The 25,329-nt window shown below is 51.7% G+C and carries 23 protein-coding genes; 6 read left to right on the top strand and 17 right to left on the bottom strand.

Annotated elements, in window-relative coordinates; genetic code table 11:
* The first annotated feature begins 10 nt into the window (after positions 1-10).
* Positions 11-175, top strand: coding sequence for a hypothetical protein (locus PGR09_RS05720; RefSeq protein WP_074165369.1), 165 nt, complete (start codon positions 11-13; stop codon positions 173-175).
* 37 nt (positions 176-212) lie between these two features.
* On the opposite strand, the gene PGR09_RS05725 is transcribed toward PGR09_RS05720, so the two are convergent.
* Both PGR09_RS05725 and PGR09_RS05730 read right to left on the bottom strand, forming a co-directional pair.
* Positions 213-1,358, bottom strand: a complete 1,146-nt coding sequence (locus PGR09_RS05725) for a trans-sulfuration enzyme family protein (protein WP_430915891.1) — start codon at positions 1,356-1,358, stop codon at positions 213-215.
* Between the two features lie 9 nt (positions 1,359-1,367).
* On the bottom strand, positions 1,368-2,744 hold the full coding sequence (locus PGR09_RS05730; protein WP_165430647.1) for a pyridoxal-phosphate dependent enzyme: 1,377 nt from the start codon (positions 2,742-2,744) through the stop codon (positions 1,368-1,370).
* 352 nt (positions 2,745-3,096) lie between these two features.
* On the opposite strand from PGR09_RS05730, the gene PGR09_RS05735 reads away from it, so the two are divergent.
* Positions 3,097-3,582, top strand: coding sequence for a hypothetical protein (locus PGR09_RS05735; protein WP_045366309.1), 486 nt, complete (start codon positions 3,097-3,099; stop codon positions 3,580-3,582).
* Between the two features lie 50 nt (positions 3,583-3,632).
* On the opposite strand, the gene PGR09_RS05740 is transcribed toward PGR09_RS05735, so the two are convergent.
* Together PGR09_RS05740 and uxuA are read right to left on the bottom strand one after the other, a co-directional pair.
* Positions 3,633-4,967 (bottom strand): gluconate:H+ symporter, encoded by a 1,335-nt coding sequence (locus PGR09_RS05740; RefSeq protein ID WP_045394438.1) that lies wholly within the window; start codon positions 4,965-4,967, stop codon positions 3,633-3,635.
* 71 nt (positions 4,968-5,038) lie between these two features.
* Positions 5,039-6,109 (bottom strand): mannonate dehydratase, encoded by a 1,071-nt coding sequence (uxuA, locus tag PGR09_RS05745; protein WP_045394436.1) that lies wholly within the window; start codon positions 6,107-6,109, stop codon positions 5,039-5,041.
* A gap of 260 nt (positions 6,110-6,369) precedes the next feature.
* Between uxuA and PGR09_RS05750 the strand changes: the two genes are divergently transcribed.
* Complete coding sequence (locus tag PGR09_RS05750; protein WP_002903230.1) at positions 6,370-6,528, top strand: YqaE/Pmp3 family membrane protein; 159 nt, start codon at positions 6,370-6,372, stop codon at positions 6,526-6,528.
* 54 nt (positions 6,529-6,582) lie between these two features.
* Here PGR09_RS05750 and PGR09_RS05755 read toward each other — a convergent pair whose 3' ends face one another.
* The 4 genes from PGR09_RS05755 to PGR09_RS05770 all read right to left on the bottom strand — a co-directional run bounded on the left by PGR09_RS05755 (position 6,583) and on the right by PGR09_RS05770 (position 10,226).
* Entirely contained in the window at positions 6,583-7,683 is a 1,101-nt protein-coding gene (locus tag PGR09_RS05755) for an NADH:flavin oxidoreductase/NADH oxidase (RefSeq protein WP_315710398.1), read from the bottom strand.
* A gap of 118 nt (positions 7,684-7,801) precedes the next feature.
* A complete protein-coding gene (locus tag PGR09_RS05760; protein WP_430915892.1) occupies positions 7,802-9,415 on the bottom strand; it encodes an FAD-NAD(P)-binding protein in 1,614 nt (537 codons plus the stop codon).
* A 71-nt stretch (positions 9,416-9,486) separates the two neighbouring features.
* Positions 9,487-9,972: a GNAT family N-acetyltransferase gene (locus PGR09_RS05765; RefSeq protein WP_047048257.1), complete on the bottom strand. Its 486-nt coding sequence runs from the start codon at positions 9,970-9,972 to the stop codon at positions 9,487-9,489.
* The gene (locus PGR09_RS05770; RefSeq protein WP_015705366.1) at positions 9,960-10,226 is read right to left on the bottom strand and encodes a DUF1778 domain-containing protein; all 267 of its coding nucleotides are present in this window, start codon (positions 10,224-10,226) and stop codon (positions 9,960-9,962) included. The genes PGR09_RS05765 and PGR09_RS05770 overlap by 13 nt, the downstream gene beginning before the upstream one ends.
* 272 nt (positions 10,227-10,498) lie before the next feature.
* Here PGR09_RS05770 and PGR09_RS05775 point away from each other — a divergent pair, with 272 nt between their 5' ends.
* Entirely contained in the window at positions 10,499-11,734 is a 1,236-nt protein-coding gene (locus PGR09_RS05775; RefSeq protein ID WP_047067471.1) for an MFS transporter, read from the top strand.
* 45 nt (positions 11,735-11,779) lie between these two features.
* On the opposite strand, the gene PGR09_RS05780 is transcribed toward PGR09_RS05775, so the two are convergent.
* The 6 genes from PGR09_RS05780 to surE all read right to left on the bottom strand — a co-directional run bounded on the left by PGR09_RS05780 (position 11,780) and on the right by surE (position 17,014).
* Positions 11,780-12,277 (bottom strand): GlcG/HbpS family heme-binding protein, encoded by a 498-nt coding sequence (locus PGR09_RS05780; protein WP_045394424.1) that lies wholly within the window; start codon positions 12,275-12,277, stop codon positions 11,780-11,782.
* 95 nt (positions 12,278-12,372) lie between these two features.
* Positions 12,373-12,990, bottom strand: coding sequence for a response regulator transcription factor (locus tag PGR09_RS05785; RefSeq protein WP_430915893.1), 618 nt, complete (start codon positions 12,988-12,990; stop codon positions 12,373-12,375).
* Positions 12,990-14,309, bottom strand: a complete 1,320-nt coding sequence (locus PGR09_RS05790) for a sensor histidine kinase (RefSeq protein ID WP_430915894.1) — start codon at positions 14,307-14,309, stop codon at positions 12,990-12,992. Before PGR09_RS05790 ends, PGR09_RS05785 begins: the two co-directional genes overlap by 1 nt.
* A complete protein-coding gene (locus PGR09_RS05795; protein ID WP_045394417.1) occupies positions 14,306-14,893 on the bottom strand; it encodes a hypothetical protein in 588 nt (195 codons plus the stop codon). Before PGR09_RS05795 ends, PGR09_RS05790 begins: the two co-directional genes overlap by 4 nt.
* A 21-nt stretch (positions 14,894-14,914) precedes the next feature.
* Positions 14,915-15,868, bottom strand: coding sequence for a hypothetical protein (locus PGR09_RS05800; RefSeq protein ID WP_047048276.1), 954 nt, complete (start codon positions 15,866-15,868; stop codon positions 14,915-14,917).
* 276 nt (positions 15,869-16,144) lie between these two features.
* Positions 16,145-17,014 (bottom strand): 5'/3'-nucleotidase SurE, encoded by an 870-nt coding sequence (gene surE / locus PGR09_RS05805; protein WP_047067481.1) that lies wholly within the window; start codon positions 17,012-17,014, stop codon positions 16,145-16,147.
* A 419-nt stretch (positions 17,015-17,433) separates the two neighbouring features.
* On the opposite strand from surE, the gene PGR09_RS05810 reads away from it, so the two are divergent.
* A complete protein-coding gene (locus PGR09_RS05810; RefSeq protein ID WP_047048984.1) occupies positions 17,434-18,168 on the top strand; it encodes a histidine phosphatase family protein in 735 nt (244 codons plus the stop codon).
* A gap of 61 nt (positions 18,169-18,229) precedes the next feature.
* Entirely contained in the window at positions 18,230-19,537 is a 1,308-nt protein-coding gene (locus tag PGR09_RS05815) for an OprD family outer membrane porin (RefSeq protein ID WP_430915895.1), read from the top strand.
* A gap of 640 nt (positions 19,538-20,177) precedes the next feature.
* On the opposite strand, the gene PGR09_RS05820 is transcribed toward PGR09_RS05815, so the two are convergent.
* Genes PGR09_RS05820 through PGR09_RS05830 form a run of 3 tightly spaced genes read right to left on the bottom strand, consistent with a single transcriptional unit; the run spans position 20,178 to position 25,189 of the window.
* Complete coding sequence (locus PGR09_RS05820; RefSeq protein ID WP_047048277.1) at positions 20,178-21,596, bottom strand: glycoside hydrolase family 1 protein; 1,419 nt, start codon at positions 21,594-21,596, stop codon at positions 20,178-20,180.
* A gap of 48 nt (positions 21,597-21,644) precedes the next feature.
* Positions 21,645-23,840, bottom strand: coding sequence for a CBM35 domain-containing protein (locus tag PGR09_RS05825; protein WP_430915896.1), 2,196 nt, complete (start codon positions 23,838-23,840; stop codon positions 21,645-21,647).
* An 11-nt stretch (positions 23,841-23,851) separates the two neighbouring features.
* Complete coding sequence (locus tag PGR09_RS05830) at positions 23,852-25,189, bottom strand: maltoporin (RefSeq protein WP_024908494.1); 1,338 nt, start codon at positions 25,187-25,189, stop codon at positions 23,852-23,854.
* Between the last annotated feature and the right edge of the window lie 140 nt (positions 25,190-25,329).

Below are 25,329 nucleotides of genomic sequence, written 5' to 3' on the forward strand. Positions count from 1 at the left end.
GAGCCAGACGATGAGCAGAGCGCATCACCATGAACTGGATAAACGCGGTAAACACCCGGCGCGCGAAGAGCCGGGTAAACACGGTGAGATCCCACGTAAACGGGATGATAGCGACGATCACAAAAGCGATCCCTATCATCCGACGGAAAACGCCAAAGCGGTATGTTTCTGCTGAAGCTCATGATACCCCGCGCGGTGCGCGGGGTTAGCGTTTACTCACGTAACGCGTTTCGCCAGTCAGCAATCAGGTCTTGCGGATCTTCAATACCTACCGAGAGTCGGATCAACCGCGGCGTTATGCCATTCGCCAGCCGCTGTTCCAGCGGAATGGAGGCGTGCGTCATGCTGAATGGCTGGCTCACCAGGCTTTCCACGCCCCCCAGGCTTTCCGCCAGCGTAAATAACCGTAGTTTTTTGATGATGCGCCCGGCGTAGTCATCATCTCCTTTGACCACAACGGAAATCATACCGCCTGGCAGGGCCATCTGTCGGCGAGCCAGATCGTGATGAGGATGGCTGGCGAGCCAGGGGAACCACACTTTCTCGACCTGCGGCTGCTGCTCCAGCCATTCCGCCAGCAGCAGAGCGTTGCTGCTATGACGTTCCACCCGTAGAGCCAGGGTGCGAATGCCGCGCAGGGTCAGGAAGCTGCTGAATGGGTCAAGTACGCCGCCGACGGCGTTTTGCAGATAGCCCAGCTTCTCGGCCAGCGCGGGGTTGTCGCCAACCACCGCCAGACCGGCAACCACGTCCGAGTGGCCGTTGAGATATTTGGTCGCCGAATGCACCACGATATCAAAGCCCAGTTCGATAGGGCGATGAATGATCGGTGAGGCGAAGGTATTATCGGTGACGCTGATAATGTTATGTCGACGGGCAATCGCGGCGATGGCGGTAAGGTCCGCCAGCTTTAATAACGGATTGGTCGGCGTTTCTACCCAAATCATCCGTGTATCAGGGCGGATTGCGGCTTCGATGCCTGGCAGATCGTCAGGTTTGACCCAGGTGACCTGTAACCCGGCACTACGACGGCGAACATTTTCAATCAGTCGGTATGTGCCGCCATAGACATCATCTACCGCTACCAGATGACTGTCCTTATCCAGCAGTTCCAGTACCGTGGAAATAGCTGCGAGGCCTGAAGCGAAAGCAAAACCCCGGCTACCGCTTTCCAGCTCAGCGATGGCCGTCTCCAGCGCGTGGCGGGTTGGATTACCACTACGTGAATATTCATAGCCGGTATGCTGACCCGGCGCGGGCTGGGCAAAGGTGGAGGTGGCATAAATCGGCGGCATCACCGCGCCATGCTGGTCGTTAAAAATGCCGCTATGGACGCTGAGCGTCTGTAGGTTTTTCATGTTCGTTCCTTATTGTTCCAGTCGGTTACGCCAGGTGGTCAGGACGTCGCTACGGGTGATCAGGCCGATAAACCGATCGTTATCGGTGACGACCACGACGTGTCCACGGTCGAAGATATCTTTAAGCGCACTTTCCGGGGCGTGCTTATCCAGGGTTTCGACATGGCGGGTCATCGCCTCTCTGACCGGCAGCGCGAAACGCTGGCTGTCGCCCTGGACGTGGCTTATCAGATCCCATTCGTCGACGATGCCTACCACGTGACCGTTTTCCAGCACCGGCAGCTGGGAAAAATCGTACAGGCGCATACGAGCAAGGACGGCAGCCAGCGTATCGTCGGGCGCAGCGGTGACGGTTGCGCCTTCGTCATGACGCAGGGCAATAAAATCGCTAAGATCGCCGCGCGTCGGACGGCTTAGCAGACCTTGCTGGCGCATCCAGTCATCGTTGAACATTTTCGACAGGTACTTGTTACCGCTATCGCAGGCGAAGGTCACCACCCGTTTAGCGGTGGACTGCGCCTGGCAGTAACGCAGGGCTGCTGTCAGCAGGGTGCCCGTTGACGATCCGGCGAGGATACCTTCCACCTGCAGCAGTTGCCGGGCGGTGGCGAACGCTTCACGATCGGTCACCCGCCATGCTTTGCGTACTTTCTCCAGATGGGCGAGCGGGGGAATAAAATCTTCGCCGATCCCCTCCACCAGCCAGGAGCCGGTTTCACCGTATTGCCCGGTCTCTACCTGATCCGCCAGAATCGACCCCGCAGGATCGGCAAGAATAAATTCGGTTTTCGGCGAATGCTCCGCAAACCACGCCTGCAAACCGCCCAGGGTACCGCCTGAGCCGACACCGACCACCACGGCGTCAATATCGCCATCGAGCTGCTCAAACAGCTCCGGCGCGGTAGTGGTGGCATGAGCCAACGGGTTGGCTTCATTGTTGAACTGGTCAATATAAAACGCGCCCGGCGTTTCCTCCGCCAGACGGCGGGCGTAGTCCTGATAATAGGCGGGATGGCCTTTGTTGACGTCCGAGCGGGTTAACTGCACGGTGGCGCCCAGCGCGCGCAGATGGAAAATTTTCTCGCGGCTCATTTTGTCCGGTACCACCAGGATCAGTTTGTAGCCTTTCTGGGCGGCAATCAGCGCCAGCCCCAGCCCGGTATTACCGGCGGTGGCTTCAATGATGGTGCCGCCGGGGCGCAGTTTTCCCTGGCGCTCGGCTTCATTAATCATCGACAACGCCACGCGATCCTTTATCGAACCGCCGGGGTTTTGGTTTTCCAGTTTCAGGAACAGGCTGCACGGGCCGGTATCCAGTTTATGCAGCTGTAACAGCGGGGTATGACCAATCAGGTCGCTTACAGAGTGAAAGAGTGACATAACCATTTACCCATTCGTATCGAGATAGCTGAATGGTAGAACTGTAAAAACGGCATTTTAAAGAACATAAATCTGCCGTTTAGCGCAAAATGGAATATAAGATGCTTTTTAGCCATCCAGAAGGAAAGCAGGTTATCCGCCCGGGCGTATCGATTGCTGGAATAGCGGTTTTTTGCCTTGTTTTTAAGCAAATTAGCCGCTGTCTTTAACCTGTCTATGCGTTTTCCGGCAAAGCATTACTGAAAATTATCGATAGCTTGACTCTCCAGGCATAGCGATTATAAATAAATTGACTATGCCGATACGGCAAGGCTATGACCGTCACTGGATTACCACCTGGACCGATAAGGGAATACTGATGAAACTGTGGAATAAAACGCTGATTACCTCTGCATTGTGCCTGGCGTTGTTTGGCTGCGATGACTCATCGAAAGTCGACAATAAACTGGATCAGGCCAAAGATAACGCGGAACAAATTAAAGATGCGGCCGCCGATAAAGCGCGGGCCATTAAGCAAGAAGCGGATAAGCAGATCGACGACATCAAAACGCAGGCCAATAATGAAGCGGATAGCCTGAAAAACCAGGCCAGCAGTATTAAATCTGAAGCCGACAAGAAAGCCGACGCGATTGCCCAGGATGCGAAAAATAAAGCGGATGCGGTAAAACAGGATGCGCAGCAAAAAAGCGATGCGATCATGAAAGAGGCGGGAAAAATTAAAGATAACGCCATCGTTGAAGCCAACCAGCTTTCCGCCGATGCCGCCAATAAAACTAAAGAGATAAAAGAGAGTATCGCGCCGGAGCAAGCGCCAGCTCAGCAGGCGCCGGCCGGCCAGCAGTAAGATACTGGACTGCTACCGCGGCGATACCATTCTCGCCGCGGTGTATTTTATCAGGAAATAAACAGACTCAGTAATAACACCATCAACAGACCCACCACCGAGTTGATAAGCTCCAGTAAGCCCCAGGTCTTAAAGGTATCGCGCATCGAGATACCAAACGTTTCCTTAAATAGCAGAAACCCGCCGTCATACATCAGAGTAATGGTATTGCTACCGCAGGCCACCGCCAGACACATCAGCGCCGGATTAAGGTGAAACGCGGTCACCATCGGCGAAACAATGCCGGCTGAAGTAATTGCCGCCACGGCGCCCTGGCCGGTAAGAATACGAATAATCGCCGTAATCAACCAGGCGATAATAAACGGCGACAGCGGGACGTGGCTCATCATCGTGACGATATGGTCGCCGACGCCGGAATCGATAATAACCTGTTTGAGAATGCCGCCGGCGCTGATGACGAACAGGACGTTGGCAATTCTGGCGACCGAATCCGTTACGCAGTGGTTAACCTGAACGGCATTCATACCGCGGCGGCAGCCGAGCAGCCAGATTGCGGCGCCGGTCGCCAGCAGCATGCTAATTTCCGCGCTGCCGAGAAACTGAAAGAATTTTGCCGCAGAAGAAGTCGCGCCAAACAGCGACTGAATCAGCGAAGACGCAATCATTAATATCGCGGGGATCAGCGGAATAGCAATACTGACCGCAAACGACGGCAGCGCCTCCGCGGGTTTCTCCTCCTGTGGTTTAATCATGGCATTCAGCTTCATCTCGCGGATGCCCGGAAGCCAGGCGGGTAATAAAATCCCCGCACAGAACAGCGCCGGGATGATAACGATAATGCCGTACAGATAAACCTGGACAATATCTGCCTGGAAGGCGCTGACTAATGCAACCGGCCCCGGCTGTGGCGGAAATAAACTATGGCCCATAGTGGCGCCGACGACCGTCGGTATAACCAGTTTCATCCATGGGATATTGGCTTTGCTGGCGATGTTGAGAACCAGCGGCATGGCAATCAAAAACGCCACTTCATAAAACATGGCGATGCCGAAGATGACGCCGATAAACATCAAGCCGACCGCCAGATAACGGGTGCCGCAACGCCTGATGACCGTATCGGCAATCTGCTGGCTGGCGCCGGATTCAGTCATGAATTTGCCGATGATAGCGCCGAATATAATGATCAGCGCCAGGTGTCCCATTATTCCGCCCAGTCCTTGCTGAACCATCGAGACGATTTTATCGAGGGGCACGCCCTCCATAATGGCGACAAACAGGCCGGCAATTAACAAGGCGAAAATATTGTGGACTTTGTATTTCAGATTCATGATGACCAGTAGCGCAATACCGACCACCACCCATAGCAGAGCCAGGGCTGGAGACATGGCATCCTCCCAACAGAGATTTTATTATATTTTCAGTGCCGGAGAACTCCGGCACCTGAGTGAAGAGCGGATCAGGCGTGCTGGTTTTCCAGCGCTTCCCATAATCCCAGCAGGTAAGTGGCGCCGAGCGCGCGATCGTACAGGCCGTATCCCGGGCGGCCGGTTTCACCCCAGATAAAACGGCCATGATCGGGACGAATATAGCCGTCGAAGCCGTTGTCGTGCAGCGCCTGCATCACCCGATACATATCGAGCGAGCCGTAGCGGGTAGGGTGCGCCGATTCGTAGAAATCTTTATCTTTTATGATTTTAATATTTCTCACATGAGCGAAATGAATGCGCCCGCGCTGGCTGAATTCCGCGAGGATTTGATAAACATTATTTTGCGGCTCCTCGGCAATAGAGCCGGTACATAAGGTAATTCCGTTTGCCGGTGAATCCACCGCGCGACACAACCAGTCGAGGTCGTCGCGGTTTTTAATAATGCGCGGCAGACCAAAAATAGAATACGGCGGATCGTCAGGATGAATGGCCATTTTCACGCCGACCTCTTCGCAGACCGGGATAATTTTCTCCAGGAAATAGAGCAGATTTTCTCGCAGTTTGTCATCATCGACCGCTTTATAGCTGTCGAATAGCGTCTGTACCTGCGCTAAACGTTCTGGCTCCCAGCCCGGCAGGGCATAGCCGTTGGCGTTGCTGAGCACTTCCGAGACGACCTGTTCCAGCGTTTTATCGATGCCGGCTTTTTCAAAAGCCATCGTCAGCGACCCGTCCGCCAGCCGGTAGTTCATGTCGGTTTTCATCCAGTCAAAAACCGGCATAAAGTTGTAGCAGATGACCTTAACGCCAAAGGCGGCGAGGTTACGGATAGTTTGCTGATAGTTGGCGATATAGCGATCGCGCTCCGGTAGCCCGATTTTAATCGCGTCGTGAATATTCACGCTTTCGATAACTTCCATCGTCAGACCGTTAGCGTGGGCCTGCTCGACTAACGCCTTAATTTTCTCCCGCGGCCAGACTTCGCCAACCGGAACGTCGTACAGCGCGCCGACCACACCTTCCACCCCCGGAACCTGACGGATCTGTTCAAGAGTGACTTTATCTTCGTCTGGCCCAAACCAGCGCATCGTCATTTGCATGAAAACTTTTCCTTACCGCGTTGTTTATAGTCTACTACCATACAAGTTGAATTAAGGATAACGACAATGCGTAGTGGAGGACATGATCGAACTCACAAAACCATACATCGGATGAATTGCACTCGCTGACGCAATAGTCATTACAAGATGCGTAAAATCGGGTAAAAAGGGCGGCTAACGTGGCGGCATCAGGTAGAATTACTATGCTTAGAGACGAGGTCTCTTTTTTAAGTCGTTAATTTTGTTTGTATGGAGAGTGTATGGGTTTCTGGAGAATCGTATTTACTATCATCCTGCCGCCGCTGGGCGTACTGCTGGGTAAAGGTTTCGGCTGGGCATTCATTCTGAATATAATTCTGACCTTGCTGGGCTACATTCCTGGTCTCATCCACGCGTTCTGGGTGCAAACCCGCGATTAACCCTGCCGTAATCTAGCGGCGCTGATGCGCCGCTATCATTCGCTTCGTATAGTCTCAGCAATTAGCTTTTAACGTACCTTTTAGACCATGCGGCTCCGAGCGCAGATATTGCGGCGGCACGCTAACCTGTGCCCCCAGAGCAGCCGCAGCCTGCCACGGCCAGTGTGGGTTGTAGAGCGCAGCGCGGGCGATGGCAATCAGATCGGCGTCGCCGTTTACCAGGGCATCTTCAGCCTGCTGCGGTTCTGTGATTAACCCTACGCCAATGACCGGAACGTTGATCTGCTGGCGGATTTCATGGGCGAACGGTAATTGATAGCCAGGACCGACCTGAATCGCCTGCTGTGGCGACAATCCGCCGCTGGAAACGTGAATATAGTCGCAACCCAGCGCTTCAAGCTGCTGACTAAAGACGATGGATTGCGCGGTATCCCAACCGCCGTCCACCCAGTCCGTCGCCGAAAGTCGCACGCCGACGGCGATATTTTCGCTGACCGCCTCCCGTATTGCCTGGAACACCTCCAGCGGGAAACGTAAGCGGTTCTCCAGCGAACCGCCGTATTCATCTGTACGCTGGTTGCTCAACGGGGAGAGGAACTGATGCAGCAGATAGCCGTGCGCGGCATGCAGCTCTATCAGTTCAATTCCCAGGCGTTCGGCGCGCCGCGCGCTATCAACAAAGGCTTGCTTAAGCCGCGCCAGATCGTCATGGCTCAGCGCTTTCGGCGCCCGGTCGCCGTCATGGAATGCCAGCGCGGATGGGGCGACGGTTTGCCATCCGCCGTTATCCAGCGCTAACTGACCGCCGCCAAGCCAGGGTGCAGCGGCGGAAGCTTTGCGCCCGGCATGTCCCAGCTGGATACCGATGCGGGTTGCTGAATAGGCGCGAACATCTTCCAGTACCCGGTACAGGGCGGCTTCGGTTTCATCGTCCCACAAGCCGACGTCCGCCGGGGAGATGCGGCCCGCAGGCTCGACGGCGCTGGCTTCGATAATTAATAAACCGGCGCCGGAAAAAGCCAGTTGACCGAGATGAATGCGGTGCCAGGCGGTTGCTTTGCCATTATCCGCGGAGTACTGGCACATCGGGGCGATGACAATACGGTTTTCCAGCTCCAGTTTGCCAATTCGCGCAGGGCTAAATAGTTGACTCATAAGTACCTCGTAAGCGTTGTGCTGCCTGATGACCTTTAGTTGTAGCATGCCTGAATGGCGGCCTCTTTTCCGTTGTTGCGCTTAAGACGCTGTTCGTCGTTATTCGCATGCTGATGGATCACCACTCATCGCTGAACCACAGCTTGCGCCGGCGACCGCTGGCCTGTTGTGAAACCGCTCTCGCCATCGCGGCGCCGATTTCCGCGCTGGCGACGAGGCCCTGAACGAAAGGGCGGTCATGCATCAACCACGGCAGCGCGCCGAAGGCAATGCGTCCGCGAGCGCACGCCGGCGCCTGCAGGGTGTAATCGTCACCAATATCCGGGATTTCATCACCACAGGCGAGAAGCTGCTGGCGCAGCGTCGGGAAAGGGATGTCTTTACTCTTCAGCGCCTTTTGGCCTCTGGCGTCAATAAAGACGTCAAATTCGCTGCGTTGATTGTGATGGTGGATGACCGTTCGTTGTGGTTGAACTTCCAGTTGATAATCGGACCCCAGCGGCAGAATACTAATAAGCCCTGCCTCCCGTAACGCCAGCAGGCGGCGAATCGATTCCGACGGAATGGCCGCGTAATTATCGATAAATACCCGGGCGAGCCCTGTTTTAAAGCGTTCACGATCGCGTTCGTTAAGATGCGGCGCAATCATCTCAATCACTTCATGCAATCGCAGAATGGTATACCGCCACGGCACGGTATGCTGTTGCTGTTTGTTGCGTTCCACTTCCTGCAAATTGGCTTGCGCCCAGGCGAAGGGATCGTGGCGTTTTCTGTCGACAAACCAGGCGTCGCTGAATGTATCCGCGGTGAGCTGGCGTAACCCTATCTGCTTGCACCAGTGCGGCGCGGCGAGTTCCAGCTCTTTGACGATAAGTTGGAATACACGATCCAGCAATCCCTCGCTCCCCTCGGCAATGGCCGCTTCCAGCGCCTGATGGGTGACTATCTCCAGCGGTTCATAGGGGATGGGGCAGTAGAAATCGGCCTCGGGCAGAATGCCGTTTCGCGACATCAGAGTAATGTGGAGTTTGTGGCTGGCGTCATTAAGCCGAAAATGGACGCTCTCATCCTCGTCAGTCGTAAAGTGGCCATGCTGAATGACGACGGCGACGGCGGCATCAATGCCGCTGAGTGACGTCCCCATGATACCGACCCGGCACGGGGCTATCTGCGCCTGCATCAAGCCGCTCCAGGGACTGGGATAATATTCGCGGGGGGAATCATCATCCTGCGGCCAAAGATGTCCGGTGGCGATAACGGCAAAATCCGCGCGTTCCGCTGTGGGCGCGTGGTTAACCCACAGTTTGACGCCATCCTGTTCTGCCTGGATATCGGTCACCTCGCAGGACTCGCGCACGCTAACTTTGAACCCCGCTAACCTTGCTTTCTCTAACAGCGCGAGAAACCGATCGCGATAATAGTCGCCGAGGATCACACGCGGTAAAAACTGCCGCTCATGTAAGGCCTCACGCTCAATGCCATACCGGGTGAGCCAGTCTTCGCTCTGATTTTGTAGCCACGTCAGATAGATAATATAGATGGGGGGGATTTCGATACTGGCGATATTCGCCAGCATTTGCGCTGAATTATGCTCATCGTTATAAGGCATGCCGACGCCAGCCTCTTCACCCTGCTCGTAGAGCACTATCTCCAGCGGCTCACCCCGTTCAACCAGGGAATGAAAGGTATATATCCCGGTCGGCCCGACGCCGACAATCGCCACTTTCTTCATCGTTATCCTTCCTTTGGTGCGGTTCCCGAACTGAAAGATAAGTGTGGTAGAGAAAATGACGAAAGGTGGAGTTATTTAGGCAAAGCGAGGAAAAGTGTGCGTTCCTGGGTGGTTGAGGCTTTGAATCCGTGGTGTAGATAGAATCGTTTCGCGCTATCGGTCAGAGCATGGACCATCAGGGCACGTACGCCAACATTTTCGGCAACGCGATAACTGCGTAAGAGCGCATCATGGAGTAGATCGGCCCCCAGCCCCTGTCCGTGAAAAGCGCAGTCGATCGCCAGGCGGGCGAGAATGATGACCGGGATAGGATCGGGCATATTGCGCCGCAGGCCGCCAGTGGCTTCCGTGTGATTAACGCTGCCGGTTGCTAACGAATAAAACCCCACCACCTGGTGGCTATCTTCCTTGCAGACCACAAAGGTTCTCGCGGCGCCCTGAGCCTGGTTTTTCAATCCTCGCTGTTTTAGCCATTGATCGAGAACCGTTTCTCCACAACAAAATTCCGCAATCTGGTGGTGTGAAGATAGCGGCGTCGGCGCGCTTACTTTTCCCATTGCGGTTTTCTCGCCAGCAATTTATCGAGAGCGGGGTTAGCTTCAACCGGCGCATCCAGCATGTCGATAAATTCGGCGTATTGTTCATCGCTTAAGTTAAACACCCGACGGTCGAGAATGACGTTTTCTGCCGCCTGGCAGGCCATCTCAAGAATAAAGTCGGTCCGCGATTTATGCAGAATTTCAGCGGCCGCATCAATCAGCGCCCGCTGGGACTCCTTCGCCCGGATGTTGAGTTGGATATCTGATTTCATCTTCTTTTCCCGTATAGCAATTGGTATACAGCTCATTGTAGAACAGCTGTATATCAAATGCTATACATTCTGCCTGCGCGGGGTATCAGGGGACATATACTTAATTTGAAACAAATTAGCATGCTAATTAACTTGCAGCCATACGATTGTTGGGTGTATTTAACATATGGGTAACTTAAGAAACTTTACATTTACATATGCAGTTGGCCCTGCATGTTCTTTCGGCTAGCTGCTACATCTCCAGGCCGCTGTGCCAGGATAGGGATAACACGATGTTAGGCTGGACTTCACTACAGCGCAATGCCGCCATTGCCAGCTTCTTAAGCTGGACACTTGATGCCTTCGATTTTTTCCTCCTCGTCTTCTTACTGAGTGACATTGCCCAGACGTTTCACGTTGGGCTGGAAAAGGTCACGCTGGCGATATTACTGACGCTTGCCGTACGGCCTATCGGCGCGCTCATTTTTGGTCGGCTCGCCGAGAAATATGGCCGTAAGCCGATCCTGATGTTGAATATCATCTTCTTTTCGATATTCGAGCTGTTGTCCGCCGCGGCGCCGTCATTAACGATTTTTCTGGTTTTAAGAGTGCTGTATGGCGTGGCGATGGGCGGTATTTGGGGCGTGGCGTCGTCGCTGTCAATGGAAACCATTCCGGATCGTTCCCGGGGGCTGATGTCAGGAATTTTCCAGGCCGGTTATCCGTTTGGCTATCTGATTGCCGCCGTCGCTTATGGGCTGCTATTTGATTTACTCGGCTGGCGCGGGATGTTTGTTATCGGCGCTGCGCCTATTTTGCTGTTGCCGTTTATCTGGTTCTGCGTGCAGGAGTCCCCGGTATGGCTGGCGTCACGGGCGAAAAAGGAGAGCACGGCGCTACTGCCGGTACTGAAAACGCACTGGAAATTGTGCTGTTATCTGGTGGTACTGATGGCGGCGTTCAACTTCTTCTCCCACGGCACCCAGGACCTGTATCCGGTATTTTTGAAAGTGCAGCACGGCTTTGATCCGAAAACGATCAGTATTATTGCGGTCACTTACAATATTGCGTCGATCATCGGCGGGGTGCTGTTCGGTTCGCTTTCCGAGAAGATTGGTCGTAAAAAGGCCATTATAACCGCCTCGCTGCTGGCGCTACCGGTTATCCCGCTGTGGGCATTCGCTAGCGGTTCACTGATGTTGGGAATCGGCGCATTCCTGATGCAGTTCATGGTTCAGGGCGCCTGGGGCGTGGTCCCGACCTATCTGAATGAACTGGTTCCAGCGAATACCCGGGCGGTGCTGCCGGGCTTTGTGTATCAACTGGGTAATCTTATTGCTTCGGTTAATGCGACTTTGCAGGCCACGATCGCGGAACATCATGGTCAGAACTATGGACTGGCGATGGCAATTGTTGCCGGTACGGTAGCGATCATTATCGCGATACTGACCTTCTTTGGTCAAGAAAGTCGAGCGAAGAAGATAAGCGGGGCGGTTGAGCAAAACGCCATGCAGCATGTGAGTCGGTAACCCGCTATGGCAATGCGGGTAGTAATAGTCTACCCGCGCTTTGGATTAGCCCTGGTTAAGTTCGCCTTCGATAGATTTCAACCCGGCAATTGCGCAGGCTTCGTCAAAATTTCCCCCCGGCGCGCCGCCGACGCCAACCGCGCCAATGACCTGGTTGCCCATCTTAACCGGCACTCCGCCAGCTAATAGCAGAAAACCGGGTATATCGCGCAGATTCGCGGCTCCGGCGTTGGACTGAGAACCTTTCATGACAGCGCTGGTGGCGTTTTTAGTGGTTAGCGCGGTGAATGCTTTCATACGGCTGGCTTCGACGGTGTGCGGGCCGGCATTATCCATTCTCTTCATCAATAGTGGCGTACCGGAACGGTCGACCAGAGTGACGGCGACGTTATAGCCATCTTTGACGCAGGCCTGAAGCGTGCTTTGCGCGATTTTATCCGCGAGCTCAAGTGACAAATTTTGCTGGCTGAGTACGCCCGTGGCGGCGCTGGCGGTAGTGACCAGGCTACCGAGCAGAATGGCGCTAAGAAGAATACGTTTCATAGTGATGCTCCGTCGTGTTGAGTGGCGATAGGTCAATACTAGGGCGCAGGGAGCATGGCGACTATTGCCGCGAATACCGAACGTACCAGGTATTTTTACTTAGAACCACTGGCGACATCAGCGTAAATCTTTAACAGTTTGGGCAGCGAGTTAACTTCAAGCTTGCTAAAAATATTGGCGCGATGCGCTTCGACGGTACGCGGCGAGAGTGAACAGATACGGGCAATTTCTTTACTGGAGTAGCCCTGGATCAGTTGCTGGAGCATTTCATGTTCACGGGCGGTAAGTGTGGCGAGTTTTTCCTGCAGCGGCAGTAATATTTGTTGTCGTTCGAGATGCGCTTTTTGCTGCGCCATCGCTTCGCCGACTACTTCGAATAACAGGTCGGCATCAATGGGTTTGGTTAAAAATTCAAAGGCGCCATTTTTGAAGGCGCGACGGCATAAATCAATATTACCGTGCCCGGTCATAATAATAACCGGTAAGGTTAAACCTAGCTGGCGCCACTCATCGAGCAGCGTCAGCCCGGTTTTCCCCGGCATGCGGATATCCAGCAGCATACAGCCGGTTAAGTCAGCAAGATTCCCTGCCTGATGTTGAAAAGCGTGTGCGCTATCAAAAGCCTGCGCCTGCCAGCCAACGGTTGAGAGCAGCAGACTCAATGAATCGCAGATTGCCGCATCGTCATCTATTAACCAGATATACTGTTCCATTACTTCTCCTCCGTGCGTAGCGGAAACCATAGCCGGAAGCAGGCGCCTTGTCGGGTGATATTGCTCGCTTCTATCGTGCCATTAAGGCGCTGGACGAGAGTATCGGTGAGGGCCATGCCCAACCCAACGCCGTCGCTACGGGTGGTATAAAACGGCATAAATACCTGCTCCAGCGCTTCAGTCGATAACCCTGGTCCGCCATCAGTAATAGTTAAGGTAATACCGTCATTCACTCGCTCAGCTTGTAAATGAATCCATGCGCTACCAGAAGCATTTGCGCCTTGCGCCTGAATGGCATTGCTGGCGATATTATGCAGAATTTGCTCCACCCATAGCGGCGGCGCAGGAAGCGCGGGGAGGTCCGACGGAAAATGGCTGGAGACGCGAACTTTACCGGCGCGGATCTCGTTATCCAGTAATTCGCAAACGCGTAGCCACAGCGACGGAAGGTCCACCGGCTGATATTCGGCGCGCTTACTAGTGAGCTTGAGACGAAACTGGCTGAGCAGGGCGTCAATGCGTTTTATCTGCAACACTGAGGCCTCAAGTAGTTCGGGGATCCGCACGGGATCATTTTTTTTAATCAGGCGCACAGCCGCCTGGTTATAGCTCATGATGGCGGTCAACGGTTGATTAAGCTCATGTACGATGCCGGCGGCCAGTTCGCCCATGGTATTAAGACGAGTAAGTTCACCATAGCGAGAGCGTAGATCGGCGATATCCCGTCGGCGTTTATTGGTTCGATACTGATTAACGAGATAGATAATCACCGCCCAGAACAGTGCCGGTGAAAGTATCAGCCACCACGGCAGTTGATGCCACTGCGGGTTATCGCCTGCGCTAATCCGCAGCGGCTGCGTCGGGCTGGCGACGGTTTTCTCCCAGCGCCACCAGGTGTTGGCAGAGGCGGTACCTTCCTCAAACAACGTGGTATGGTCCCAGAGAATGGCAAGATGTTTGAATGTCTTTTTCTCATTGAGACTGTTAAGTAGGGTGTTCAAATCAATCAGCAGGGAGATGCCCGGAAGATTCAGCCAGTAGCGTGCGGGGCTTTGCGCGACGATGGGGCGTCGCGGTTCAAGGGAATCGTAGCGGCGCCATTGCACGATTTGCGGCAGGATCTGCTGGACTTCGGCAGCATTTTGACCGGCCGGAAGCAGGGGGATGATGGCATCGTGCTGCGACACCTTTACCGTGATTTCTCGATACAGGATGCGGAAGTCGGCGGAGCGCGCGTCATATTGCTGTTGAAGAAACCAGGCGCCAAGCCCCGTCGAGCTTAACAACGTCAGCATGAGCCAGCAGAGGTTTTTTATCATATCGCATTTTGTGCATGATGTTTTAATTGCCAGCGCCAAACTCGATTATGTAAATAAAATGCTGAGGTTTTTACAAACATAGCGCTGTTAATGAGTTTGATGCTCCCAGCGCTAAACAATACACCAACCAAAGCGCTTATAAGCAAACCGGCATGCCCGCCAAATATGAATACCGAAATGAATGCGTAAATGAGATTTCCCGCGGCGAGCGCGGCGGTCAGGAAAATCAGACCTAGATAGAACTTAAGCGCCGCCAGAAAACCTCGAGAGAACAGCGTCATCGACGGGAAGATCAGCAGACAATAGAGTAAACCTGTGGGGATGATACCAGCAAAAACAGCATGCGCGGGCCAGGAAAACCACTGAAAGATGGCTCCCCAAAGCGTTAGCTGCGGCATAGCAAAACTTATTACGCTTAACAGCGCGCTTAAAATAAAAGGCACGCCAGCCGTATGCAACCCGACAGGCGTTCCCATACGCTCCATCAAGTACATTTTCGCGGACTCTAACTGCTTAGGATCCTGCTCCTTTATCCTTTGCTCAACGATGGTGCCCAGTTTGAGACTGTCATTAATATATTTCATTATGCCGAGTGCTTTAACTATCTAAAATGAGAACGACTGTATAACGCCGATGACGTACTTACCGGATTGCGTCATATTTTGCGGGTGGCGTATTGTTCCGGTGAGCGCGCTCCCCGCGAAGGCTGAGGTATTAATAACCGCATTCGTTAATTCGCGCTGCAAAGAACGCTGTATTGCCTCAGACGGGAAACGCTTAGGGTAAAGCTGCGCCTGCATGGCCGCCTTAATTCCACCGTTAGAAATTCCTGGATTTTGGGCGCGGATGATTTCTTCTGTAATACGCTTACGCTCGGCCCGGCTCAGACTTTTGAGCCAGTTTATCGCCCCGGAGGAGGAACTGGCTTTCATTAATTTATATGTTGCAATGGTACTTTTTAAACCCGCACCAGCGCCAGCTAAAGAAACGATATCCAAGGCTGTTGAGGTTGCGGTATACCAGTCCTGGCTGTCAAGCCAGGCAATATCCTCCTCATGGCCGATACCGATAGCTAACAGACGTCCGCTACCGATAAAACACTGTAAACCTGTCGCCACACCACCTGCAGTGATCATTGCTGCCACCACGCCTGAGGCTCCGGCGGTGAGGGGGATGGCCGCGCCAGCTCCAAGCGCTAAAAAGACAGTGACCACGGCAGCGCCGCAGGCTATAGCCGTGGAGGTAATTTCATTAGCCAGTGACGGTGCTTGTAGCGTTTTGATCGTGGCTTTTGCGGCATTGTGCGGCGTCGAGGATGCAATTTTTGTCACGATAACATGGCTAACGCTACTTTGGTTTGGTGTGGCGATTCTACGTGAAGGGCGCACAAGCCAGCGATTCATTCCGTCGGAATAGATTATCCCGGCTTGAGAGAAATCACGGGAGCAGTCCAGTTGTGCGGCCAGCGCGGTAAAATCAAAATCACTACCAGAGGCTAGTCCCAGGCTACGAGCAAACCCATAGTCGGGCAGATTTGAAGAATGTGCAGGGAAGGTCATGAGCTGCTCGCTACGTGAATTGTGGAATTATAGAAAAATGAGGTTAGATGTTAAAAAAACCATAAACAACCAGGAATAGTCCGAAACAGACTAACTTTTGAACTCAATCAAGTATTTACCTGATATTGGAAGGGTACGCGTCGTACAGTACGGATGAGGGCTTGAGCAATATAATTAGGCGGTGATGAAAAATTGAAAACATCGCCTGCCAGCGATTTAGTGTATCGCCGGCAGGAACGAAGTGGATGGTACAAAGTTATGAAATAAACTGGTGAATTATTTATTCAGCAGTTCTTCATATTGCGCCTGAAATTGCGGCGCGTTCGTTGCCCCATCAAAGAGGGTGTAGGTGATATAACCTTTATTAAGCCAGCCGGAATCGGTATCGTTCTCAACGTTCTTTAACGATGCCGGGTTGATGATTTGTTTGGCGCGTCCATCAGGTAAAATATCATAACCAATCTGTGGGGTAGGGAACATCTCATTTTCGATATAGTGCACACCTTTAATTTTTGATTTTGGCAGCGGCGGATAGTTAATGCTTAAGCCCGATCCTTTAGGCACTAAAGGTGAACCAGGAACATGATTACGATTCAGGGTCTCAACAACCTCAACCACATAATCCACCGCATCAGGCCAATATTTATGTGTGCTTGGCCATTTATTCTTCATTTCATCTTCGGTAAAGATATACCCAATGCTGGCCGCAATCGCCGGGAAACCATAACGTACAGCCCTGGCTGCCGCACTTACCGTCCCTGAATTGACCTGGGCCATCCCGGTATTCGGGCCATCGTTGACGCCAGAGATAACCAGGTCCGGCTGATTATTAATGAGTAGTCCCCGTAAGCCGAAATCAACCGCATCAGCGGGCGTTCCCGGGAAGCAGTAGCGTTTATCAGCAGCTTTCTTTACATCAAAGATTTTACCCGTTTTGAAGGTAATGGCCGAACCGATGCCGCTCTGATTGGTGGCAGGAGCGACCATCCATACCTCAAAACCTTTTTGCGTGAGTTTTTCCTGAAGCGAAATACTGCCCGGAGATTCGCAACCATCGTCGTTTACAATCAAAATTTTAAGCGGGGCGGCGCTTACGGTGAAAGTGAATGCAGAGATCAGCGCTGCGGCAATACATGACTTGTTCATCGAAACCCCTGTTAATCCTAGGGTAGATACAATGCAAAAAAAACCTAAGGCCGCTCCTGCAACGAGTACAGAAACGGCCTTAGGTTTTGCCTGAAAGAGTAACAATCCCAAGTGAATTTAAAATACGTACTGCAGATATTTACGTCCAGACGGAAATACGGTTGATATGAGGAGGATCACATTTACATAAATCATCGTTATAGATTAAGTGCAATTCAAAAGCATTAGTGATAGGGTCCGTAATAGCTGGATTGTTACTGTATCAACAGGCAAAACCTACGTTTTCTTCTCCACCTGCATGCCAGGGCGCTGAAGAGTACGTAGGTTTTTTTTTGGCTATAGAAAAGGATTCTTATAAAATGAAAAATTTATTTCTGGGGGCCTTAATGGCTGTTACCGCCGTTACCAGTCCACTGCTGATGGCGAAAAGTAACGATAAAAATGACCAGGAGGTCATCAATATTTATTTTGCGCGTCATGGGAAAACGCTGCTTAATTCGTTTGACCGCGTGCAAGGTTGGATTGATTCCCCGTTGACGAAGGATGGGGTGCAGGTTGCTCAATATTTAGGTGAGGGACTCAAAGGGATAAAATTTGATCGTTTTTATTCCAGTGATGCGGGACGGCAGCGCGAAACCATGGCAGTGATTCTTAAACAGGCTGGCGTAACGGATTATCATTTAACCGAAATGACAGGCCTGCGAGAGGCGTTTTTTGGCGGTTTTGAAGGCGGTTATAATGTCGATATGGCCAATGCAGGCGCACACGCACTAGGGATGTCGGACAGTAAAGCGCTTTTTAAGGCGATGAAAGCTGGCACACTTTCGGTAAGCGAAAGCCAGAACGCGCTGGCCAAATCCGATCCTAAACAACTAGCGGAAAACTATGAGCAGGTAAAAGAACGGACACAAGCTGCGCTGGCAACTATTGTAGAAAATGCCCAAAAAGAGGGTGATAAAAATATTCTGGCCATTTCTTCAGGTACCGCGATTCAGATAATGATTTCCGATCTGACGGACGACCCGGCCAAAAATCTGCCATTGTCGAATGCTGCGGTGGTGAAAATCACTTATCACGATGGTAAATACAGTGTACCAGAAATTGGCACGATGAAATACGTTGAAGCAGGCAAGGTTTCACTAAACCATAAATAATCTGACAGTTTAGTTTTCCGCCATAAATATGCTATGGCGGATCTTTTCTCAGGAAATAAAAATGTTTAACAACATAACTGCCGCGTTAATAGCGTGCGGGCTGGTTACGCCTGTATGGGCCGCTACAGACGCTATTTTTGATGATCCTTTTTTTACTGACTCACAGCTCACTGTCTCTGCAAAGAATTATTGGAAATATCTTAAGGAGGAAAATGCCAACCCTAAACATGTACACAACGCCTGGGGACAGGGATTTTCAGCAGAATACCAGTCTGGTTATTTAGCCGATATTATCGGCTTCGACGTATCGTATTATAGCGCGATAAAGTTGGGCGCCAGCGACTATTTCAACTCCCGCGGCGTGCTTTATAACAATGGGACTGGTAACAAAAAAAGCAATGCAGAAGGGTATTCAAAGTTTGGTCAGCGTAACGTGAAGCTTAACTACACGCTTTCTGGTGCTCAGCTAAACGCGCGCTGGGGATGGCAGATGCTGAAAAATTATGGCGTTATTTCAACATCTAACAGGCTTTCGCCGACAACGTATTCCGGCGTAAGCAGTGCTTTAAGCTACGGTCCATTTACCATAAGAGGGGCATGGCTTGAAAATTCCATGGACAGAAACTCACCAGATAAAAAGCGATTTCAGACCAATACCGGTGAATATATTAGCCACCTGGCAAGCGGAGAAATTCTCTGGCGGGGAAAAATTTTTGATGCACAGTATGCTTATGGTGAGAGCAAAGGCTATCTGCAGCGGCACCTGCTGTTTACGCAGTTTCGACCTGATACGCAGCTAACGATAGGCACTCAGGTATACGGCACCCACGCCATGGAAAGTTACCGTGCAATGCCCGCGAGTAAACGGGATTTTGACAATAATGCCTGGCATTTTGCGTTGGACGCGACCTGGAAAGGTGAACGCTGGAATAGCAAAATGGGCATTGGCTACACCAATGCTAAAAAAGCAGATGAAGTCGGGTTTTATCCACGCCACATGAGCAAAAATTCCCGGGGAACATTTATTTCTATGGCCTACGCTGGCGACGATTACATGCGTGATGGGGAACTGGTGCTGGCGAACATCACCGAATATCGGTTAACGCCTGAATTAGCCGTGGGCCTGGCGGGAAACATCGGGCAATTTAACTATAAGGGGAATCACGTGCGCACCGGGGAAATCAATGCCTTTAGCCGTTGGGTTCCAACGCAGTCCATGTTTAAAAACTTCACCTTTTGGGCAATGTTCGGGCCGGGATGGTCATACAAGACGCAAGGAAAAACGCCAGTCCTTACGGATGGCCATTATACACGTACCAACACGTTGTCTTCGGAAGTCATCATGGAATATCGATTTAAGGTGTTCTGATCGGGATGACATGGCGAGGACGAAGCCGTCCGGGAGCGATGGCGAACGATGAGCCGTGAAAACGCCATGTTGAGAATGATATTGTAGACGCGGACAACGACATAATGATGTTGTTGTCCGCGATGTAATCTGACAGCCGGAGATGATTGTTGGAGAAAGAAAGCGACATGTCTGATTGCGGATATCATGAAGGCTGAATGGCGCTCGTCGCAGACAGAGCAACGATAGATGACCAGTTTGATTGGATAGCTACGAGAACGGAACAAGCACTAATGCACAACGTTAAACGCCGTTATCCGCCACGCTCCATGCAAGTGCGCATAATGTATATTATGTTAAATGCAGTCGATTGTTAACTTACTTACTATGGTCCTGTCCTGACGATGTCCGTTATGATCCTCTTTCACGAAATAACAATGACAATATCCAGCGCCGGCAGCGCGAATATTACTCGCTGCCGCGACAGTTTCCCAACTACTCGATTTTAGTTATGGGTGATTCACAAGTTGGATGACTCCCTAATAGCCCGCTCAGTCTATGCCGTGCGGACTATTTTCCTCTTCTAATATAAAATCACGCCGTTAAACATGAATGTCTACACCGTCCGTTCCCCTAAACATCATGCGATAGAACGAGACCATTACTTGTTGCCCTTTATAAACGCTCCGGGCGTAAATCCATTAGAGGCAGCCAACTGTGCAAACCAAAGAGCGTTGCGCTTTATCTGTCGCTCCCCGCTTTCCAGATCCAGTCGCCAGAAACCGTAACGGCGTTTAAAGCTATTTATCCACGACCAGTTATCAATAAATGTCCACTGGTGTACGCCAAAGCAGTTCGCCCCCTCGCTGATGGCGCGATGGAGCTGTTCGAGGTGTTCTTCCATTAATTCGATACGGAAAGTGTCATCAATAACCCCATCAGCCAGAACAGGACCTTCTGACTGGATATCCATGGCGATACCGATTTCAGCCAGATACCACTTCATATTGTCGTAATTATCGCGGATGTTGCAGGCTATATCGTAAATCGCCTGCGGAAAAATCTCGTTATTATCGCGATACGGATTGAAGCGCCCTTCGGGATCGCTGTAGTTCTCGAAGTAATACTCTGGCGTGAAGTAATCAAGTTCATAGGGACATTCGCGCGCTTTAACCCGACGTGGAACATAGTAGTTAACCCCCAGGAAATCTACCCGCGAACTCGTTATCAGATCGACATCCGCTTTTTTTATTTCTGGCAAGCAATCATGGGTTGCGAGGACTTCACATAACTCCTTCGGGAATTCATGCTTAACCAGCGGATCAAGGAAACTGCGATTAAAGAACAGGTCGGCATACCACGCTGCTTTTTTATCCTCGTCGCTATTGTTTCGGGTATACGAGGGAGTCAGATTAAGCACCACGCCTATTTCGCCCGGTAGCTCAAGTTTCCGGTACAGTTGCACCGCTTTTGCATGCGCCAGCATAATGTTAAATGCAACCTGCGCCGCCAGCTTGCCATCTTTTTTACAAGGATAATGGAAATCATAAAGATAGCCGCCTTCGACAGGTACTATCGGCTCATTAAAGGTGATCCAGTATTTGACCTTATGACCAAATAGCTCAAATGCCGTGCGTGCAAACCGTGCGAAAAGATCCGTCACATGGGGTGATTCAAAACCGCCATACTGCTTTTGCAAAATCTCCGGCATATCGAAATGATAAAGATTAATCATTGGCTCAATGCCGCTGGCGATCATCTCATCTAAGTAGTTGTTGTAAAACCGGACGGCTTCCGCGTTTGGGGCGCCAGTTTCAAAATCATCAATCAACCGTGACCACTGAATGGATGTACGAAACGAGTTAAATCCCGTTTGCTTCATTAGCGCAACGTCCTCTTTATATTTGCTGTAGGTTTCACATACTTTCTGCGGACCAATCTGCTGGAAAAAGCGGTTGGGCTGTTCTGCATACCAGCTATCCCAGATAGAACGGTGCGGCTTATGCGCTATGCCTTCCGTCTGAGGACCCGACGCCGCTGCGCCCCAAAAAAAATCTTCCGGAAATTGATACCGATTCATAATGCCTCCTGAATGATAAAAAGCTGCCCCAGAAGGGCAGCCAAATAACTACTCTGCAGTAACTTCAATTGATTGGATGAACATATATCCCCAGTCGCCGGCGAACTTTCCAAAACTGATGGTATTTGCCCCCTCTCTGAGCGAAACAGGAACGACTATGGTCTGGCCCTTCTCATCCGTTTGCGGAAACTCAATGCTGACTGGCATCCCATCGTTCACGATGACCGAGTTTTTCTTGCTTCCCCATTTGCCGTTAAATTTCACATGTAGGGCGAATTTACCGTCCCAGGGAGCGTTAACCTGCCAGCTCACGCTGTCTCCGTCACGAGCGAAAGGACCGAGAAAACCGTCTTCTCCGATGGCTAAGGTCTCTTTTTCACTTTTAGTTGAGGTAAGTGTTCCCTTGCTAACATCAAGAGTCCCGCTGCCAAAGCGGCAATAATCTGCCGGTACAGGCCTCACAGCGGGCTTCACGCTGACATTTATCGTTTTGCTGCTTTCCAGCAACCCGTCATCAGCAGTAAAGGTCAATGCATAGTCACCCGGCGCAGAGAACCAGACTCGGGTTTCCTCTTTGCTGCTGTCACAGAAGTGCACGTTATTCTTACCGTTATGACTCCACGCTACGCTGACTTTCGTGTCAGGCAGATTGTCATCCTGCCAGGCCGCATTGAGTTGAACGCCTTTATCGACAGTGGTGGAAAGCATGTTCTGCAGAGTGATAACCGGTGGAAGGTTTTTCTGCATATGCTTCAGGCGAATTACGTTTGAAGGTGCTGACTGACCACTTTCATTCTTAGCGATTATCCGATAGTAGTAAGTCTGGCCGAGCGTCAGGCTGCGATAGTCATCGCGGAAAAGACTCATTTTTGACGGGTTCCATTCATTTTTGCCGTCGGAGATGTCCTTTCCTACGCGTGTCCATGGCCCCTGTGGCTGTGCCGCTCTTTCTACGTCGTAATAACGCCCAACAGGTGACCCCATCCAGTTAATGGCAAAGGGGGAATCGCCCTCGCGCAACCTCGGTGCTTCCGGTACCGGCAGAGCTGGCGCCTTGCTCAGACCAGCCATTTGTGCCGCGGCGGTTCGTACCAGATTGACAACCTCCATCTCCTGGTTCGCTTTCCCCTCATCCGGGAAGCCAGGCAGATGGTAGCTATAGTGCCCGGTATACTCTTTGTGCCAGTAAAAACCGCCATCATGCCGATGACCGCGAAAACCCCAGATAAAGCCACCTGCAGCCTGAGCACCATTGACCTCGGAATGGACAATGGACTGTATGATAGCGTTCAGGTCTTTTTGATCGAGCAGACCGAATTCGCCGACCAGATACACTTTTTTGCCGCCTATCGCCGCAAGATCTTTACGCACCTGCTCGGGATGATTGTTATTGGCATTGGTGTAATAGTGATTGCTGATGATGTCGACGTTCGGATCGCTGAGCGCAAAATCATTCACCTTTTTATAAGTCCCATCGACGATAAGCTGATGGGGTGCCCATTTACGGATCCAGGCTGATGTCTGATGAAGAAAATCGGCGTTAGTGTCCTCCAGTTCATTACCCGTTTCCCACGCCATAATCGCCTTTTCATCGTAGTAGTGGCGTCCCGTAATGGTGTTAGTCCGGGTTATTACCTGACGAATCACGTCCAGATAAGCCTGGAAGGTTTTACTGTCCGTCCGATAAAAATCCTCAGGTTTTTCATGATAAAATGCGGCAAGTTGTTCTCTCCCACCCCACCACCACCAGTGATCGATAAACGGTAGAATCAGGCGAAGCCCCTGCTTATCCGCTTCAGCAATCATGTTGTCATAAACTTTCATTGCCGCTTCATTCAACCGCGGCATGCCGTCAGGCGTTTCCGGTGACAGGATATGCGTTTCACGTCCGCAGGCCGCGTCGTTTTCCTGCTGAACGGATAGCACATACACGCGCTGTGCTTTAGCACCCGTTTGTACCAGGGCTTTAATCCAGTTTTCTTGCTCTTCAGCAGTAGGCCATTTGAAATATTGCCCCCACCCACGCGGATCCGCTTTGCAGGTCCCTCTCGCGTCATCCTCTATACGATGCAGCTCCGGAGCGTGGATCCCGGCAAAGCGAAAGAGCCGATCGCCGTCTTTTAACGCAGCACCATCACGAGTAATAAAATGTTCAAAATGGGATTGTTCCGCCGCCAGCGCTCCCGCGCTTCCCAGCGCGGACAGTAAGGAGACGATCAGAAGTTTTCGAATCGGGAAAGCCATCTCTTATCTCCTCAGAACCAGACTTCAGCCTGTACACCAAAATTCAGCGTATCGGTATCCCCGCTGCGAGAGTATCCCCCCGGGCTAAGGGTACCGGTGCTCCAGTCGTAATTTCTGTCCATCGCATCCGAGACGCCTTTATCCCATTTTGCGTACGTGGCAAAGAAGCGCAGCTGTGGACGACTCCAGAATCCGGAATCAAAGGTGAGCGTCGGCGCAATGGTCACTTTGGTCAGGCCACCCTTCCCTTTGCCGTTTACCCCCATGTAGTTTTTATCATCCAGATATTCGTAACCCACTTCATATTGCATGGCGAAATTCTTCGTTATCTGATGATACGGCCGGATACCCGCGACCCACATGGAGCGTCCCCAGCCGTCATCATCGCTGGTCCACCAACGGTAGTTTTTGTCTTTCTGATAAAACGCAAAGGTCGAAACTTCTACTTCGCCCAGGCTGGCCATACCATCCAAAATCACGCGCCAGGACTGGGTGTCATCTAAGTTTGCCCAACCCCAGCCGTTTTTACCCAGCGAGTCAGCGGCAGCGAGCCCTTTGCCGTACTGGAAAACAATGCGGGAATAGCCACCTGTCAGCCCATAAAAACTGTCGACGTTATACAGCGCCGTCACGCCATAACCTTTTTCAGCAGAAGTGGGATGGTTTTCGTTGCGGTTCATATGGTGGCCAATAAGCTCAACATCCAGCCCGGTGCCGCCGATTTTTTTAAACCAGAGGTTAAGCGAGTAATCGTCAGGGTATCCCTGATCCCCCAGAGCCACGGGATAGGCTTTGGCTTCATCCGTTGTTGAAAACGCATAAACGCCGGCGTCAAAGCGCGCAAAGCCTAAATCCAGGTTATCAAACCCGCCCCCCGTTCCGTTGTACTGAATATACTCCCAGTCGAACTGGTGGCTGGAAAGATTGGAGCTGCTGTAACGTTTACCCGCCCAGAAAGTCATATCCGGCGCAAAATCGAGATTTGATAACTCAGCAAAACCTTCACGGAACTGGGTTTCTTTACCGTCATCGTCGGTACAGTTCCAGTCTGCGGTACATTTTGTTTGATGCGTCAGGTTGGCCTGAACACGGGCGACTGCGCCTGTGTCTGATTTCAGCGTGACCGTCGGGATAAGCTCAATCTTGGTATCTTCTTCGTTCCCCAGACGCCATTTCCCGTCGGGCATCAGTCCCACTGAATCCACCCGGTTACCGTCACTGTTGGCGAGGATCCCTGAGCGCAAATAGCCGTGGAGTGCAAAATCATATTTCTCATCGGCGCTGGCATAGCCGCTGATGACAGTGAGGGTAATCAAGGACAGAGGTATTGATTTAATTAACGTTTGCATAGGTTCCCTTTGAATTTTTATTTTCACGGTTAAACGTGCAGGGGAAATGTAAGGATCAAAAATGGAAATGTACATCCATTAACGGAAAGCGCTTTCCGTCTTTGCCGGATTGAATCACAAATTTGAGATCTTTGAGAATG

Source organism: Klebsiella sp. 141251, assembly GCF_050600725.1.
GTDB classification, from domain to species: Bacteria; Pseudomonadota; Gammaproteobacteria; order Enterobacterales; family Enterobacteriaceae; genus Klebsiella; species Klebsiella aerogenes.